General features: G+C 65.1%; 8 protein-coding genes. 3 read left to right on the top strand and 5 right to left on the bottom strand.

Annotation, left to right across the window (positions count from 1 at the left end; all coding sequences use genetic code 11):
* Positions 1 to 228 precede the first annotated feature (228 nt).
* On the top strand, positions 229 to 453 hold the full coding sequence (locus ACWKV7_RS06545; protein WP_483856849.1) for a hypothetical protein: 225 nt from the start codon (positions 229 to 231) through the stop codon (positions 451 to 453).
* Between the two features lie 291 nt (positions 454 to 744).
* On the opposite strand, the gene msrA is transcribed toward ACWKV7_RS06545, so the two are convergent.
* Complete coding sequence (gene msrA, locus ACWKV7_RS06540) at positions 745 to 1392, bottom strand: peptide-methionine (S)-S-oxide reductase MsrA (RefSeq protein WP_483856848.1); 648 nt, start codon at positions 1390 to 1392, stop codon at positions 745 to 747.
* A 113-nt stretch (positions 1393 to 1505) separates the two neighbouring features.
* Positions 1506 to 4196: a bifunctional diguanylate cyclase/phosphodiesterase gene (locus ACWKV7_RS06535; RefSeq protein WP_483856847.1), complete on the bottom strand. Its 2691-nt coding sequence runs from the start codon at positions 4194 to 4196 to the stop codon at positions 1506 to 1508.
* A 76-nt stretch (positions 4197 to 4272) separates the two neighbouring features.
* Here ACWKV7_RS06535 and ACWKV7_RS06530 point away from each other — a divergent pair, with 76 nt between their 5' ends.
* On the top strand, positions 4273 to 4794 hold the full coding sequence (locus ACWKV7_RS06530; protein WP_483856846.1) for a hypothetical protein: 522 nt from the start codon (positions 4273 to 4275) through the stop codon (positions 4792 to 4794).
* A gap of 45 nt (positions 4795 to 4839) precedes the next feature.
* Here the strand turns inward: ACWKV7_RS06530 and ACWKV7_RS06525 are convergent, their stop codons facing one another.
* The 3 genes from ACWKV7_RS06525 to aceE all read right to left on the bottom strand — a co-directional run bounded on the left by ACWKV7_RS06525 (position 4840) and on the right by aceE (position 11593).
* A complete protein-coding gene (locus ACWKV7_RS06525) occupies positions 4840 to 6786 on the bottom strand; it encodes a M66 family metalloprotease (protein WP_483856845.1) in 1947 nt (648 codons plus the stop codon).
* Between the two features lie 521 nt (positions 6787 to 7307).
* Positions 7308 to 8933 (bottom strand): dihydrolipoyllysine-residue acetyltransferase, encoded by a 1626-nt coding sequence (gene aceF, locus ACWKV7_RS06520; RefSeq protein ID WP_483856844.1) that lies wholly within the window; start codon positions 8931 to 8933, stop codon positions 7308 to 7310.
* A gap of 11 nt (positions 8934 to 8944) precedes the next feature.
* The gene (aceE, locus tag ACWKV7_RS06515) at positions 8945 to 11593 is read right to left on the bottom strand and encodes a pyruvate dehydrogenase (acetyl-transferring), homodimeric type (protein ID WP_483856843.1); all 2649 of its coding nucleotides are present in this window, start codon (positions 11591 to 11593) and stop codon (positions 8945 to 8947) included.
* Between the two features lie 243 nt (positions 11594 to 11836).
* Here aceE and glnE point away from each other — a divergent pair, with 243 nt between their 5' ends.
* Positions 11837 to 14767: a bifunctional [glutamate--ammonia ligase]-adenylyl-L-tyrosine phosphorylase/[glutamate--ammonia-ligase] adenylyltransferase gene (glnE, locus tag ACWKV7_RS06510; RefSeq protein WP_483856842.1), complete on the top strand. Its 2931-nt coding sequence runs from the start codon at positions 11837 to 11839 to the stop codon at positions 14765 to 14767.
* Positions 14768 to 14786: the final 19 nt, after the last annotated feature.

Raw genomic sequence — 14786 nt, 5'->3', positions numbered from 1 at the left:
CTGAAGTAGTTATAAATAAGGATGGTTCGGGTAGTCATGGCTCCGACCCAAAGGAGATGACAAAAAATAAAAAGGTTTTGGAGTACTTAAGAAAGAAGGGCTTCAAAGTAGGGCCGGGATTGCCCTTCTTCTGGCCTTCGTATGAGGAAATCATGCAGGAGTATTGCGTTAAGAATCCTTATGATTACCAATGCATGAAAGACAGTATTCCCTTGGAGTGTAAGTGACATGAAAATGTATGGTTATGCTCGGGATGGCTCACAGGTGCTAATGGAAATGCTCGAGGTTTCTCTCGTTGCTTCTACGGATGAGCTTCGGAAAGCTTCGGACTTTTTACGGGAGTTGGCTGATCGAATAGAGCGGGAGGAAAATTTTGATCACGCTCATTTGCGTGATCGGCTAGCATATTGGCAGGATGATTTTTCAGATTTGATTGTGATAAACAACAAGTAAAAGTGCTGCCATCCGTGCAAAGCGCGGGATGATTGTCTTGGTTTATCAGACTGGGAATTCGATGGGAAACCGCCTTGCGGGTTTTCCCTCCTTACACAGGTTCAGCTCGTGGATTGAGCCTGCGATACCCACCGTGCGATCTTTCCGACACGCACTGGCCTGTGGCTTTGCGTGTTGGGTATCGCTTCGCTCAACCCAACCTACGGGGCGACTGACCTACGCCTTCGGCTAACACCCCCCGCCTCTCTCAACGGCGCCCTGGGGTATCCAGCCCGGCGCCGTTTTTCCGTATCACTCCGGCAAACAAACCCCCGTCCCGCCCAGTCCGCAGTACCCACCCGGATTCTTCGCTAGATACTGCTGGTGATAGGCCTCGGCGTAGTAGAACGGCGGGGCGTCGGCGATTTCGGTGGTGATGGGGCCGAGGCCGGCTTTGGCCAGTTCCGCTTCGAACAGGGCCTTGCTGCGTTCTGCGGCGGCGCGTTGGTCGGCGTCGAAGCAGTAGATGGCGGAGCGGTATTGGGTGCCGGTGTCGTTGCCCTGGCGCATGCCCTGGGTGGGGTTGTGGGCTTCCCAGAAGACTTTGAGCAGTGCGTCGTAGCTGGTCTGCTTGGGGTCGAACACCACCAGCACCACTTCTGTGTGGCCGGTGAGGCCGGAGCAGACTTCGTCGTAGGTGGGGTTGGGGGTGTAGCCGCCGGCGTAGCCCGCGGCGGTGGTCCAGACGCCGGTCTGCTGCCAGAAGCGCCGCTCGGCGCCCCAGAAGCAGCCGAGACCGAATACGGCTTGTTGCAGGCCGCCGGGGAAGGGTGATTGCAGCGGGTTGCCGTTGACGTAGTGGGCCTCGGGCACCGGCATCGGGGTGTCGCGGCCGGGCAGGGCTTGTTCGGGGCTGGGCAGTTCCAGCTTGTGAGCGAGGATTTGCGAGCGCAGGACCATGGGGGAATCTCCTTGGGTGGCTACAGGCTAGACCGTTGGCTGGGCTCTACGTTACGGCGGTGGTGGAGGTTCGTACAGGGCCGCGATAGGCGAATGAACTCGCCCCTACAGATTCAGCGGCGGCAGGGGTAGCGGCGCAGGCTGTCGATCAGGATGCGGGCGGAGATCGGGCGGTCGAACAGGTAGCCCTGGCCGACGTCGCAGCGCTGGCGGCGCAGGAAGCTGAGCTGGGCGGCGGTCTCGATGCCTTCGGCGACCACCTTGAGCTTGAGGTTGTGGGCCATGGCGATCACCGCCGAGGTGATTTCCATGTCGTCCTGGCTGTCGGGGATGTCCTTGATGAAGCTGCGATCGATCTTGATCACGTCGATGGGGAATTTCTTCAGGTAGCTGAGGGACGAGTAACCGGTGCCGAAGTCGTCCATCGCCAGGGTCAGGCCGAGGCTCTTGAGGTCGCTGAGCTGGCGGCGGGTGTCGTCGCTGGCTTCCAGCAGCAGGCTTTCGGTCAGTTCCAGTTCCAGCAGGCCGGGCGGCAGTTGTTCCTCGTGCAGGATGGCGGCGATCGAGCCGACCAGATCGGGGTCGGAGAACTGCTTGGGCGACAGGTTGATCGCCACCTGTACGGTGCCCAGCCCTAGCGCCGACATCTGCATGCTCATGCGGCATGCCTGGCGGGCTACCCATTTGCCGATGGGGATGATCAGGCCGGTCTCTTCCGCGACACTGATGAACTGGTCCGGATTGATCATGCCCTTGTCCGGATGATTCCAGCGCAGCAGAGCCTCCAGGCCGAGCAGTTGGCCGGTCTTCAGGCACAGCTTGGGCTGGTAGAAGACTTCCAGTTCGTGCTGGGTGAGGGCGCGGCGCAGGTTGTTTTCCAGGAAAAGCTTGTAGTTGGCCTCGGCATTCAGCGCTTCGGTGAAGACCTGGGCCTGGTGCTTGCCGTTGGCTTTGGCCTTGTGCAGGGCCAGGCCGGCGTGCTTCATCAGGGTTGGCGAGTCCTCGCCGTGGCGCGGCGCGCAGGCCAGGCCCACCGAGCCGGTGACGTTGATCAGGTGGTTGTCGACGAACAGCGGCTTGTTGATGGTGTGCAGCACCTGGCTGGCGATCACCTGGCCGGCGTCCAGATCGACACCATCGAGCAGCACGGCGAATTCGTTGCTGGCGAAGCGCGCCAGCAGGGCGTTCTTGCTCAAGCTGTTGCGCAGGCGGCGGGCCAGGCTCATCAGCAGCTTGTCGCCGGTCTGGTGGCCAAGGCTGTCGTTGATGCGCTTGAAGTTGTCGATGTCCACCAGCAGCAGGCTGGCGGGCCTGTCGCTGCTGTTGGCGAAGCGCTGCTCCAGGCTGCGGATGAAGTACGGGCGATTGCCCAGGCCGGTGAGATTGTCGTGATAGGCCAGGCGCTCGATGTGCTGTTGCGCCAGCTTGCTCTCGGTGATGTCCTCGTAGATGCCGATGTAGTGGGTCAGCTCGCCGCTCTCGTTGTACACCTTGGACAGCGACAGATGGCCCCAGTAGGGGTCGAGGTTCTTGCGCCGGCTGCGGAATTCGCCCTGCCAGCTGTTGCGCTCGTTGAGGCTGGAGCGGGCATCGAACAGCAGTTCGCCGAGGTTTTCCAGGGCCGGCAGTTCGGCCAGGCGACGGCCGCGCACTTCGTCGGCGCTGTATAGGGTGATGGCGGTGAAGCTGGGATTGACGTAGTCCACCAAGCCGTCGCGGTCGACCAGGATGAAGGCGCTGGCGCTCTGCTCGACGGCGCGTTGGAACAGGTGCAGGGCGCTGGTGGCGTCGCGCCGCTGCTGGTTGATCAGCACCTGGGCGTACTGGTCGGCCAGTTCGCCGGCGAAGGCGATTTCGTCGGTCTGCCAGACCCGTGGCGCCCCATCATGTTCAAGGCAGAGCACGCCGACCACTTCGCCGCCGATGCGAATGCTGGCGTCGAGCAGGGCATTGATACCCATCGGCTTGAGGTAGCTGTCGGCCAGCTCGTTGGTACGCGGGTCGCTCAGCGCATTGTGGGCGTCGATGGCGCGGCCGCTGTTCAGTGCGTCCAGATAGTGCGGGTAGCGGCTGACATCCAGTGCCGGCGGGTGCTCGTGCTGGTCGATATCGCGGCGATACAGGGCCACCGGCTCCAGGCGCTCGCCGCGCAGGTCCCAGATTGCCGCGCGGGCGACTTCGTAGGCTTCGCAGGCGGCCTGGGTGATCAGCTTGGCGGCCTCTTGCAGGGGGTCGCTGGAGCTGTAGCGGTGCCGTGCCAGGCGCACGATCAGGCTTTGCTGGGCGCGCGAGCGGATCAGGTGTTGCAGGTGGTCTTCCTGGGCACGCTGGTACAGCTCCAGGGACGACTTCAGGCGCTGGTTCTGGGCTTCCAGTTCGTCCTGGTGGGCTCGCTCGGCGTCGTCCACTGCCGAGCCGAGGGGCAGCAGGTAGCCGCGCAGCAACTGGCGGCCGTGTTGCTGGAACACTTCGCCCAGTTCGAGCACGCGCAGCGGTCCGTCCGGCGCGTGCAGGCGGTATTCGATCTGGTAGCGGGTGGCTTCGGCGAGTTGCAGCTGAATGGCATCGTGCAGCCGGTAGCGTGCTTCCGGCTCCATCAGGCTGGCATAGGGGGAGGTGATCAGTGCGCACAGCTCGCTGGCCGGTAGGCCGAGGAGGTGTTCGCAGGCGGAATCCAGATAAAGCAGGGGCCAGTTCGGCTCATTGAGTCGCTCGAAACGCAACATGCCCAGCCGCGCGGGCACTGGCAACTGCGTCACAACCTCGACCGCCGAACGGCTGGCAGCATCGGGATGGCTTTTCATTGGGCGACTGGCTTCCAGTATGCTGACCGAGTAGGGCCTCGGCCCATTTCACTATCGCGTTCGGCAAGGGTGCACCATGCGGCTAGTACTGACAAGAACACTGAGTGGGTTGCTGCTCGCGGCACTGGCCGCGCTTTCTCCGGCCCAGGCCGACGAGTCTGCATTGAGCGGCGCGGAGCAGGGCAGGTATCTGGCGGAGCTCAAGCGGCTCTACCTCACCGACAACGAGCGCACGGCGCTTCTCGCCCATAGCAACGACCTGCTGAAGACCTACGCGCTGCTCGCCGGCTACCAGGTGGGCGAGCGCGAGCGCAAGGACCTGAGCTACCAGCTGAGCGCCGGCAAGTCCGGTGAGCTGCTGGTGCGCGAGCAGACCCGCAGCGAGTCGAGCGGCGAGCTGCGGGTGACCCAGCAGCGCCTGTCGGTGTTCGGCCTCGATCCATTCATTCGCTACGAATGCCCACAGACCGGCACCACCTGCGTGCTGCTCAATCCGGCCGACGGCAGCCCCTTGCTGACCATTGTGCGTGACCACAAGGGCGCCGCCGAGCTGGCCAAGGCGCTGAGCTTCCTGATTCGCAACCTGCAGAAGGGATGACCGGGGCATGGGCAGGCGCCACCTGGCGGCGCCTGCCTATCGTCCTCAGGGCTTGTCCCAGCTCGCCACGACCTGGCCCTCGCCAGCGGTCATGCCTCTCTCGGCGTGGTCCTTGAACAGCACCTCGATCTTTTCCAGGCTGCCCTGCGGGCGAACGTTCACTGCCCAGCGGGTGAAGCTGTCGGCGCTGTTGGCGTCGTCGGCACCGGCTTTGAGGCTGTCTTTTTCCCATTGGTGCCAGGCGAAGAAGCCGGTGCGCAGCAGGATATGGCGCTGGCGCAACTGGCCGCCGATCCGCTCGCTCAGGCGCAGCACGTACTGGCAGCCCGACGCGGCGCAGTACCAGCGGTATTGCTCATGCAGTTCTTGCTGGTCGGTGGCCAGGGTCGGGTCGTAGAGGCGCACCAGATTGCCGGTGCGCGCATAGGGCGGGTGGATCAGCGTCAGTGCCGGGCTGGTGCGGCTGATCGAGCCGAACAGCGTCAGCACAGGTAGCTGGTGCTCGATGGGCAGTTCGCCCAAGCCGGCGGGCCCGTAGCAATAGGGCTTCTGTCCGCAGGGTTGGGGATAGGGCACCGGATCGTATTGGCTGAGCCCGTAGTTCCAGCGCAGCAGCTTGCCGCTGGCGGCGTCGTAGTGGATCTTGCCGGCGCGGTTGCTGTAGCCCTCCAGGTGGGTCTGGATGCGCGAGACATTGGCGTCGGCGAACATCGAGTACAGATAACCGGCTTCGCGGTGGCCGGCGCCGCCCTGCATCGGGTCCTGCTTGTGCTGCTTGATCGAGCCGTCGGCCTGGTAGAGGTAGGGCGGGATGAACTCGCGGCGCTCCAGATCGTAGCCCCAGGTGTCGCCGACGTTGCCGTTGTCGGCGCTGTCGCCGGGCAGGCTGGCGGCATAGGGGAAGCGCTTGGCCCCGGCGACGAAGTGGTTGTTGAACTCGCTGCCGAAGGTCGACTGGTAGTCCGCGCCGGCATGGCCCAGGCCGTGGCCATGGCCGATCTCGTGAATCATCACATCGCCCCAGTTGTCACCGGTGCCGACGTTGCCGCCGCCTAGGCCGCCCCAGATGGTGCTGTAGCCGTTCGCGGCGTAGCGCGGATGGAAGACCAGGCCGTAATAGTCGGCGCTGTCGCCTTCGCCGTTGGCGTTCATCAGCAGGTGTAAATAGTCGAGCACGCCGCCCATGGCCCGGTAGCCGTCGCATACCGGGCTCTGGCCTTGCGTATCCGGGCAACTGGGCCAGACCGGCAGGGCCTCGCCGGGCGCGCTACCGGTGGGGCGCAGGATCAGCCGGTCGAGCTGCAAGGGTGGCGCGGCGCGATAGTCGAAGCGGCTGACCGGCAGGCGCGCGGCGTATTCGCGTACCCGCTCGGCACTCATCGCCAGGCCATCGGCGGGCAGGCTCGCCAGGCTGCGGCCGAACAGCACGAAGGGCACGCTGTAGTAGGTGATCACGTTGGCGGCGCCGACACTGGGCTTTTCCAGGCCGAGGAGTTGGGTGCCATGCAGCAGGCGGACCTGCATGCCGGGCCGCACCCAGGCGGCCGGCAAGCGGGTGCTGTGGGCGAGGGTGAAGGGTGCCGGACCGTTGCCGGCGGTCTTGTCCAATTGTGCGGGCGGGGCGAGGGTGCGGCTGCCGAGCAGGCCGCCGGCTTCGTCCAGCACTTCGATGCGCAGCGGCTGGCTGGCGTTTTCCACCCGCGCCAGGTACAGCGCGTCGCGCTGGCCGACCAGGCGGAAGAAGCGATCCAGCGGTCGCAGCACATGGGTCTGGGCGAAGTACACATCGAGCAAACGCGCTTGCGAAGCGGGTGGTTTACCGCCGTCGACCACTGGCTTGTCGCTGCCACCGGCGGATGTGCCGCCTGGCGCCGGGGTGCTGCCAGACGTGCTGCTGCTGCCGGAAGACGACTTGCCGCCACCACCGCCACCACTGTCGAAGCAGCCGCCGAGCAACAGGGTCGCGAGTATCAAACAGGTCAGTTGCCGCATGGCGCGCCTCGCCTCGATGGGAAGGCGGCATGCTAGGGGTAAAGTTGCCAGCGTTTGGGTTAAGCGCGTCTCACTGCCGTTCGGTTATAAGGCTGGGCTGTGGGGCGGCTCACAGTGATCTGCCGTGCACGATTCTTTGCACACCTCGGCACGGCTTCTCGTTGGGCTGACGAGGTTGTCGCTTGTTCGTTGGGTCTGTCGGTCGACGCGCGTACAGACCTCTTCGTTTCGAGGAGGCTCGCTGTTGGGCTTCGGGGAAAAGCGCCCCTACGCCTGCGTCTTGTAGGTTGTGGTTGAGCGGAGCGAAGCCAACGGACGGGTTGCGTCCCGTTCAGAAAATCGACAATGCCTGCCAGCATTCTCGATCCAGCTTGTGCCTGGCCCTTGGCAGGCTTTCAGTGCGGTATCAAGGCGGTCGTTTTCCGAATCCCAAAAAAAGCCCCGCCGATTGGCGGGGCCGAGGTACGAGCGTGGCGTGCTCGAAGGGAGAGTGGGGCCGGGCAGCCGGGCTGCCCGGTGGGTTACAGCAGCAGCGTGCGAATATCCGCCAGCAGTTCGCCGAGGCGCTTGGTGTAGCGTGCCGCGGCGGCACCGTTGATCACCCGGTGGTCGTAGGACAGCGACAGCGGCAGCATCAGGCGTGGCTGGAAGGCCTTGCCGTCCCAGACCGGCTGCATGGTCGCCTTGCTCACACCGAGGATTGCCACTTCCGGCGCGTTGACGATCGGCGTGAAGCCGGTGCCGCCAATGTGGCCGAGGCTGGAGATGGTGAAACAGGCGCCCTGCATGGCTTCGGCGGAGAGCTTCTTGGTGCGGGCCTTTTCGGCCAGCTCCGCGGCTTCGGCGGCCAGTTGCAGCAGGCTCTTCTGGTCGACGTCGCGGATCACCGGGACCAGCAGGCCATCCGGGGTATCCACGGCGAAGCCGATGTGCACGTACTTCTTGCGGATCAGCGCCTTGCCGGACGGGGCCAGCGAACTGTTGAAGTCCGGCAGCTCCTTGAGCAGGTGGGCACAGGCCTTGAGCAGCAGCGGCAGCACGGTCAGCTTGACGCCGGCTTTCTCCGCCACCGCCTTCTGCGCGACGCGGAAGGCTTCCAGCTCGGTGATGTCGGCCGAGTCGAACTGGGTTACGTGGGGCACGTTGAGCCAGCTGCGGTGCAGGTTGGCGGCGCCGACCTGCATCAGGCGAGTCATCGGCACTTCTTCCACGTCGCCGAACTTGCTGAAGTCCACCGCCGGGATCGGCGGGATGCCGGCGCCGCCGGTCGCGCCGGCGGGCGCTTCCTTGGCTTTCTGCATCATCGCCTTGACGTAGGCTTGCACGTCTTCCTTGAGGATGCGGCCTTTCGGACCGGTGCCGGTGACGGCGGCGAGGTCGACGCCGAACTCACGGGCGGTCAGGCGCACGGCCGGGCCGGCGTGCACCTTGGCGCCGTCACGGCTGGGCGCGCCCACCGGGGTGGGTGTTTCGGCCTTGGCAGCTGGCGCGGCAGGGGCGGCTGCCGCTGGCTTGTCGGCCTGCGGCGCGGGTGCCGCGGCAGCCGGAGCCGGCTTCGCGGCCGGGGCGGCGCCCGCCACCTTGAGGGTCAGGATTAGGTCGCCGGTGCCGACTTCGTCGTCCAGCTTGACGGTCATGCTTTCTACCACGCCGGCCTGTGGGCAGGGGATTTCCATGCTCGCCTTGTCCGACTCCAGGGTGATCAGCGACTGGTCGGCCTCGACCGAGTCACCGGGCTTGACCAGCACTTCGATGACCTTGGCCTTGCCCGCCGAGCCGATGTCCGGCACGCGGATTTCCTGGCTGCTGCTCTCGCCGCTGGCAGCCGGGGCCTTGGCTTCGGTTTCGTCAGGCACCGGGGTGGGCTGCGGGGCGGCAGCCGGGGCTGCGGGCGCTTCGGCGGCCGGAGTGGCGCCTTCGCTTTCCAGTTCCAGCAGTTCGTCGCCTTCCTTGAGGTTGTCGCCCAGCTTCACTTTCAGGCTCTTGACCACGCCGGCCTTGGGCGCGGGGATTTCCATGCTGGCCTTGTCGGATTCGAGGGTCACCAGGCTCTGGTCGGCTTCGATGCGGTCGCCCACCTTCACCAGGATCTCGATGACTTCGCCTTCGCCGTTGCCGATATCGGGTACGCGGATAATCTCGCTCACAGTGCGTCTCCTCAGCAGTCCAGCGGGTTGCGTTTTTCAGGGTCGATGCCGAACTTGGCGATGGCTTCGGCAACCACCTTCGGTTCGATATCGCCGCGGTCGGCCAGCGCCTCGAGCGCAGCCAGCGCCACCCAGTAACGGTCCACTTCGAAGAAGTGACGCAGCTTCTTGCGGGTATCGCTGCGGCCGAAGCCGTCGGTGCCGAGCACCTTGTATTCCTTGACCGGTACCCACTGGCGGATCTGGTCGGCGAACAGCTTCATGTAGTCGGTGGAGGCGACCACCGGGCCGCGGCGGCCGGACAGGCACTGCTCGACATAGCTCAGCTTGGGCTTCTGCTCCGGGTGCAGGCGGTTCTGCCGCTCGACGGCCAGGCCGTCGCGGCGCAGCTCGTTGAAGCTGGTGACGCTCCAGACGTCGGCGCCGACATTGAACTCGTCGCGCAGGATCTTCGCCGCCTCGCGGACCTCGCGCAGGATGGTGCCGCTGCCGAGCAGTTGCACATGGTGGGCGGCGTCGCGCTTGTCCTCTTCGAGCAGGTACATGCCCTTGATGATGCCGTCCTCGACCCCTTCGGGCATGGCCGGCTGGGCATAGGCTTCGTTCATCACGGTGATGTAGTAGAAGACGTTCTGCTGCTCTTCCATCATCTGCCGTGTGCCCTCGCGCACGATCACCGCCAGCTCGTAGCCGTAGGTCGGGTCGTAGCTGCGGCAGTTGGGAATGGTCGCGGCCATCAGGTGGCTGTGGCCGTCCTCGTGCTGCAGGCCTTCGCCGTTCAGCGTGGTGCGGCCGGCAGTGCCGCCGATGAGGAAGCCGCGGGTGCGGCTGTCGCCAGCGGCCCAGGCCAGGTCGCCGATGCGCTGGAAGCCGAACATCGAATAGAAGATGTAGAACGGCAGCATCGGCTGGTTGTGGCACGAGTACGACGTGCCGGCGGCGATGAACGAAGACATCGCGCCGGCTTCGTTGATGCCTTCCTCGAGGATCTGGCCCTTCTTGTCCTCGCGGTAGAACATCACCTGGTCTTTATCCACCGGCTCGTAGAGCTGGCCGACCGAGGAGTAGATGCCGAGCTGGCGGAACATGCCTTCCATGCCGAAGGTCCGCGCCTCGTCCGGAATGATCGGCACGATGCGCTGGCCCAGTTCCTTGTCCTTGACCAGCTGCGAGAGGATGCGCACGAAGGCCATGGTGGTGGAGATTTCGCGGTCGCCCGAGCCATCGAGAATGGCCTTGAGGGTTTCCAGTGGCGGAGTCGGAATGCTGAAGCTGTTGGCCCGACGCTGCGGGATGCAGCCGCCCAGCGCCTCGCGCTTCTTCTTCAGGTACTTGGCCTCGGCGCTGCCCTCTTCCGGACGGTAGAACGGCAGTTTTTCCAACTCGTCGTCCTTCACCGGGATGTCGAAGCGATCACGGAACTTGCGCAGGCTGTCCACATCCACCTTCTTGGTGTTGTGGGCGATGTTCTTCGCCTCGCCGGCGCCGGTGCCGTAGCCCTTGATGGTCTTGGCCAGTACGACGGTGGGCTGGCCCTTGTGGTTGACCGCCTGGTGGTAGGCCGCATAGACCTTGTAGGGGTCGTGGCCGCCACGGTTGAGCTTCCAGATTTCCTCGTCGGAGAGGTCCTTGACCATCTCCAGCAGCTCCGGACGCGCGCCGAAGAAGTGCTCGCGCACGAAGGCGCCATCTTTGGCCTTGTAGTTCTGGTAGTCGCCGTCGACCACCTCGTCCATGCGCTGCTGCAGCAGGCCGGCTTCGTCCTTGGCGAACAGCGGGTCCCAGAAGCGACCCCAGATGACCTTGTTGACGTTCCAGTTGGCGCCGCGGAACACGCCTTCGAGTTCCTGAATGATCTTGCCGTTGCCGCGCACCGGGCCGTCGAGGCGCTGCAGGTTGCAGTTGATGACGAAGATCAGGTTGTCCAGGCCTTCGCGGCCGGCCAGGGAGATCGCGCCGAGGGACTCCGGCTCGTCGCACTCGCCGTCGCCCATGAAGCACCAGACCTTCTGCTTGCCGGCGGGAATGAAGCCGCGGCTTTCCAGATACTTCATGAAGCGCGCCTGGTAGATCGCCTGGATCGGGCCGAGGCCCATGGACACGGTGGGGAACTGCCAGAAGTCCGGCATCAGCCACGGGTGCGGGTAGGAGGACAGGCCGTTGCCGTCCACTTCCTGGCGGAAGTTGTTCATCTGCTCTTCGGTGATGCGACCTTCGAGGAAGGCGCGGGCATAGATCCCGGGGCTGGCATGGCCCTGGTAGAAGATCAGGTCGCCGCCGTGCTCGTCGGTCGGACCCTGGAAGAAGTAGTTGAAGCCGATGTCGTAGAGCGTGGCGGACGAGGCGAAGCTGGAGATGTGGCCGCCGAGGTCCGGGTCGTGCAGGTTGGTGCGCATGACCATGGCCAGCGCGTTCCAGCGCACCAGCGAGCGGATGCGGCGTTCCATGAACAGGTCGCCGGGCATGCGTGCTTCGTGGGTCACTGGAATGGTGTTGCGGTAGGGGGTGGTGATCGCGTAGGGCAGCTGGGTGCCGCTGCGAGTGGCCAGCTCGCCCATACGGGTCATCAGGTAATGGGCGCGGTCTTCACCCTCACGGTCGAGGACGGACTCCAGGGCGTCCAGCCACTCCTGGGTTTCGATTGGATCGAGGTCTTGCATGGCTTGCTCCAGGGCGGAAAGGCTTCCAGAATCGGATGCCTATAGTTCGTCGCCAGCCTTTTGGGCAGGCTTCGTGATTCTTGGATTTACCGGGGGTAGGACCGGCCGCTTGTAGTTTTACTACATATCGACGCCGAATTCAGCCCTGCGGACACATCCATTGGTAGTAAAACTACAGTGAGCGTGGAAAACCGGGGCTTGTAGTCCCTTCTCGGTTTCCGCCACAGCTTCGAAGGATAGCCCATGAGCTTGCCGCCGCTGGTCGCCCTGCCTGTCGTGCTTCAACCCCTCGCCCAGCGTGCCGAACAAGCCATGAGAACCGCCCTGGCGGGTGCCGACCCGACCTTCGAGCAGTGGCCGGCGGAGCGCCGCGAGACCTTCGCCCGCGTCACGGCGGCCAGCGATTTCGTCGCCGAGCAGGCGGCCCGCGAGCCCGAGCGTTTTCTCGCCCTGGTGCAGGCCGGCGGCCTCGATCGGGCGCTGGCGCCCGGCGAGCTGCGCGGCGAGTTGCAGGCCGCGCTCGCCGAGTGCGCCGACGAGGATGCATTGGCCCGTGCCCTGCGGCGTTTCCGCAATCTGCAACAGTTGCGCATCATCTGGCGCGACCTGACTCGCCAGGCTGATCTGCGCGAGACCTGTCGCGATCTTTCCGATCTGGCCGACGCCTGCATCGACCTGGCCTACCGCTGGCTCTACGCGCGTCACTGCGCGCAGTTCGGCACGCCCACCGGGCGTCGCTCGGGGCAGGCGCAGCATCTGGTGATCCTCGGCATGGGCAAGCTCGGCGCGGGGGAGCTGAACCTGTCCTCGGACATCGACCTGATCTTCGCCTACCCGGAAGGTGGCGAAACCCAGGGCGCCAAGCGTGCGCTGGATAACCAGGAATTCTTCATCCGCCTCGGCCAGAAGCTGATCAAGGCGCTGGATGCGATCACCGTCGACGGCTTCGTGTTCCGCGTCGACATGCGCCTGCGCCCCTATGGTTCGAGCGGCGCGCTGGTGCTCAGCTTCAGCGCGCTGGAGCAGTACTACCAGGACCAGGGGCGCGACTGGGAGCGTTACGCGATGATCAAGGCGCGAGTGGTCGCCGGCGACCGGCAGGCCGGCAAGGACTTGCTGGAGATGCTGCGGCCCTTTGTCTATCGCCGCTACCTGGACTTTTCCGCCATTGAGGCGCTGCGCAACATGAAGCAACTGATCCAGCAGGAAGTGCGGCGCAAGGGCGTGGCGGAAAACATCAAGCTGGGCGCTGGCGGCATTCGCGAGGTGGAATTCATCGCCCAGGCATTCCAGCTGATACACGGCGGTCGCGACCTCAGCCTGCAGTTGCGGCCACTGCTCAAAGTGCTCGGCGTGCTGGAGGAGCAGGGCTACCTGCCGCCGGCGGTGGTGGCCGAGCTGCGCGATGGCTACGAATTCCTGCGCTACACCGAGCATGCGCTGCAGGCCATCGCCGACCGGCAGACGCAGATGCTGCCGGACGACCCGCGGGAGCGGGCTCGGGTGGCGTTCATCATGGGCTTCGCCGGTTGGGCGGATTTCCAGGCGCGGCTGATGCACTGGCGCGGGCGCATCGACTGGCACTTCCGCCAGGTGATCGCCGACCCGGACGAGGACGAGCAGGGTGCCTGCGAGGAGCCGGTCGGTGCCGAGTGGCAGCCGCTCTGGGAGGAGGCGCTGGAGGAGGAGGCCGCCTGCCGGCAGCTCGACGAGGCCGGCTTCGCCGAGAGCGGCGTGGCTTACCGGCGTCTGCTGGACTTGCGGCATGGTCCTCAGGTCCGCGCCATGCAGCGCCTCGGTCGCGAGCGGCTGGATGCCTTCGTGCCGCGCCTGCTGGCCCAGGCGGTGGAGCATGAGAACCCCGATCTGGTGCTGGAGCGCGTGTTGCCACTGGTAGAAAAAGTGGCCCGGCGCTCGGCCTACCTGGTGTTGCTCAGCGAGAATCCCGGCGCTCTGGAGCGCCTGCTCACGCTGTGTGCGGCGAGCCCGTGGATCGCCGAGCAGATCGCGCGCTTTCCCTTGTTGCTCGATGAGCTGCTCAACGAGGGGCGCCTGTACAGCCCGCCACAGGCACCGGAGCTGGTGGCCGAGCTGGGCGAGCGCATGCTGCGTATTCCCGAGGACGACCTCGAACAGCAGATGGAGGCGCTGCGGCATTTCAAGCTCGCCCACCGCCTGCGGGTCGCCGCCTCGGAGATCGCCGGTACCCTGCCGTTGATGAAGGTCAGCGACTATCTGACCTGGCTCGCCGAGGCGATCCTGGAGCAGGTGCTGGCGCTGGCCTGGCGGCAGACGGTGGCCAAACACGGTACGCCCAGGCGTGCCGACGGCAGCCTGTGCGATCCGGATTTCATCATCGTCGGCTACGGCAAGGTGGGCGGTATCGAGCTGGGCCATGGTTCGGACCTGGACCTGGTGTTCATCCATGATGGCGATTCCCAGGCCGATACCGACGGCGCCAAGCCCATCGACGGCGCGCAGTTCTTCGCCCGCCTGGGCCAGCGCATCATTCATCTGCTGACCACCCAGACCACCTCCGGCCAGCTCTACGAGGTGGACATGCGCCTGCGGCCCTCAGGCGCGGCCGGTCTCTTGGTCAGCTCCCTCGGCGCCTTCCAGCGTTACCAGGAAAACGAAGCCTGGACCTGGGAGCACCAGGCGCTGGTGCGCGCCCGTGTGCTGGTCGGCTGCCCACGGGTCGGCGCGGCGTTCGAACAGGTACGCGCGGCGGTGCTCGGCAAATCGCGCGAGCTGGACAAGTTGCGTGCCGAAGTCAGCGAGATGCGCGCGAAGATGCGCGACAACCTCGGCAGCAAGGCCACCGCCGCCGGTACCGCGGCGAATGCCTTCGACGCAGCGGCGCCGTTCGATCTGAAGCAGGATGCCGGTGGTATCGTCGATATCGAATTTATGGTGCAATACGCGGCCCTTGCCTGGTCGCACCGGCACCCGGAACTGCTGCGCTACACCGACAATATCCGCATCCTCGACGGCCTCGGCGAAGCCGGCCTGCTGCCGATGGCGGATGTGCAGTTGTTGCAGGAGGCATACAAGAGTTACCGCGCCGCCGCGCACCGGCTAGCCTTGCAGAAGCAGCCGGGCGTGGTCGGCGGCGATCAATTCCAGGCCGAGCGCCGCGCGGTGATGAACATCTGGCGCGAGCTGGGCCTGTAGCGAAACCCGGCGAAGCGCG

The sequence above is a fragment of the Zestomonas ipomoeae genome (assembly GCF_057128665.1).
The sequence above is the reverse complement of the archived record's forward strand: the minus strand, read 5'-3'. Positions and strand labels throughout refer to the sequence as shown.

Excerpts from the sequence above, each read along its gene's own strand:
- ACWKV7_RS06545 (WP_483856849.1), top strand. The coding sequence starts at position 229 with ATGAAAATGTATGGTTATGCTCGGGATGGCTCACAGGTGCTAATGGAA.
- msrA (WP_483856848.1), bottom strand. The coding sequence starts at position 1,392 with ATGGTCCTGCGCTCGCAAATCCTCGCTCACAAGCTGGAACTGCCCAGC.
- ACWKV7_RS06535 (WP_483856847.1), bottom strand. The coding sequence starts at position 4,196 with ATGAAAAGCCATCCCGATGCTGCCAGCCGTTCGGCGGTCGAGGTTGTG.
- ACWKV7_RS06530 (WP_483856846.1), top strand. The coding sequence starts at position 4,273 with ATGCGGCTAGTACTGACAAGAACACTGAGTGGGTTGCTGCTCGCGGCA.
- ACWKV7_RS06525 (WP_483856845.1), bottom strand. The coding sequence starts at position 6,786 with ATGCGGCAACTGACCTGTTTGATACTCGCGACCCTGTTGCTCGGCGGC.
- aceE (WP_483856843.1), bottom strand. The coding sequence starts at position 11,593 with ATGCAAGACCTCGATCCAATCGAAACCCAGGAGTGGCTGGACGCCCTG.
- glnE (WP_483856842.1), top strand. The coding sequence starts at position 11,837 with ATGAGCTTGCCGCCGCTGGTCGCCCTGCCTGTCGTGCTTCAACCCCTC.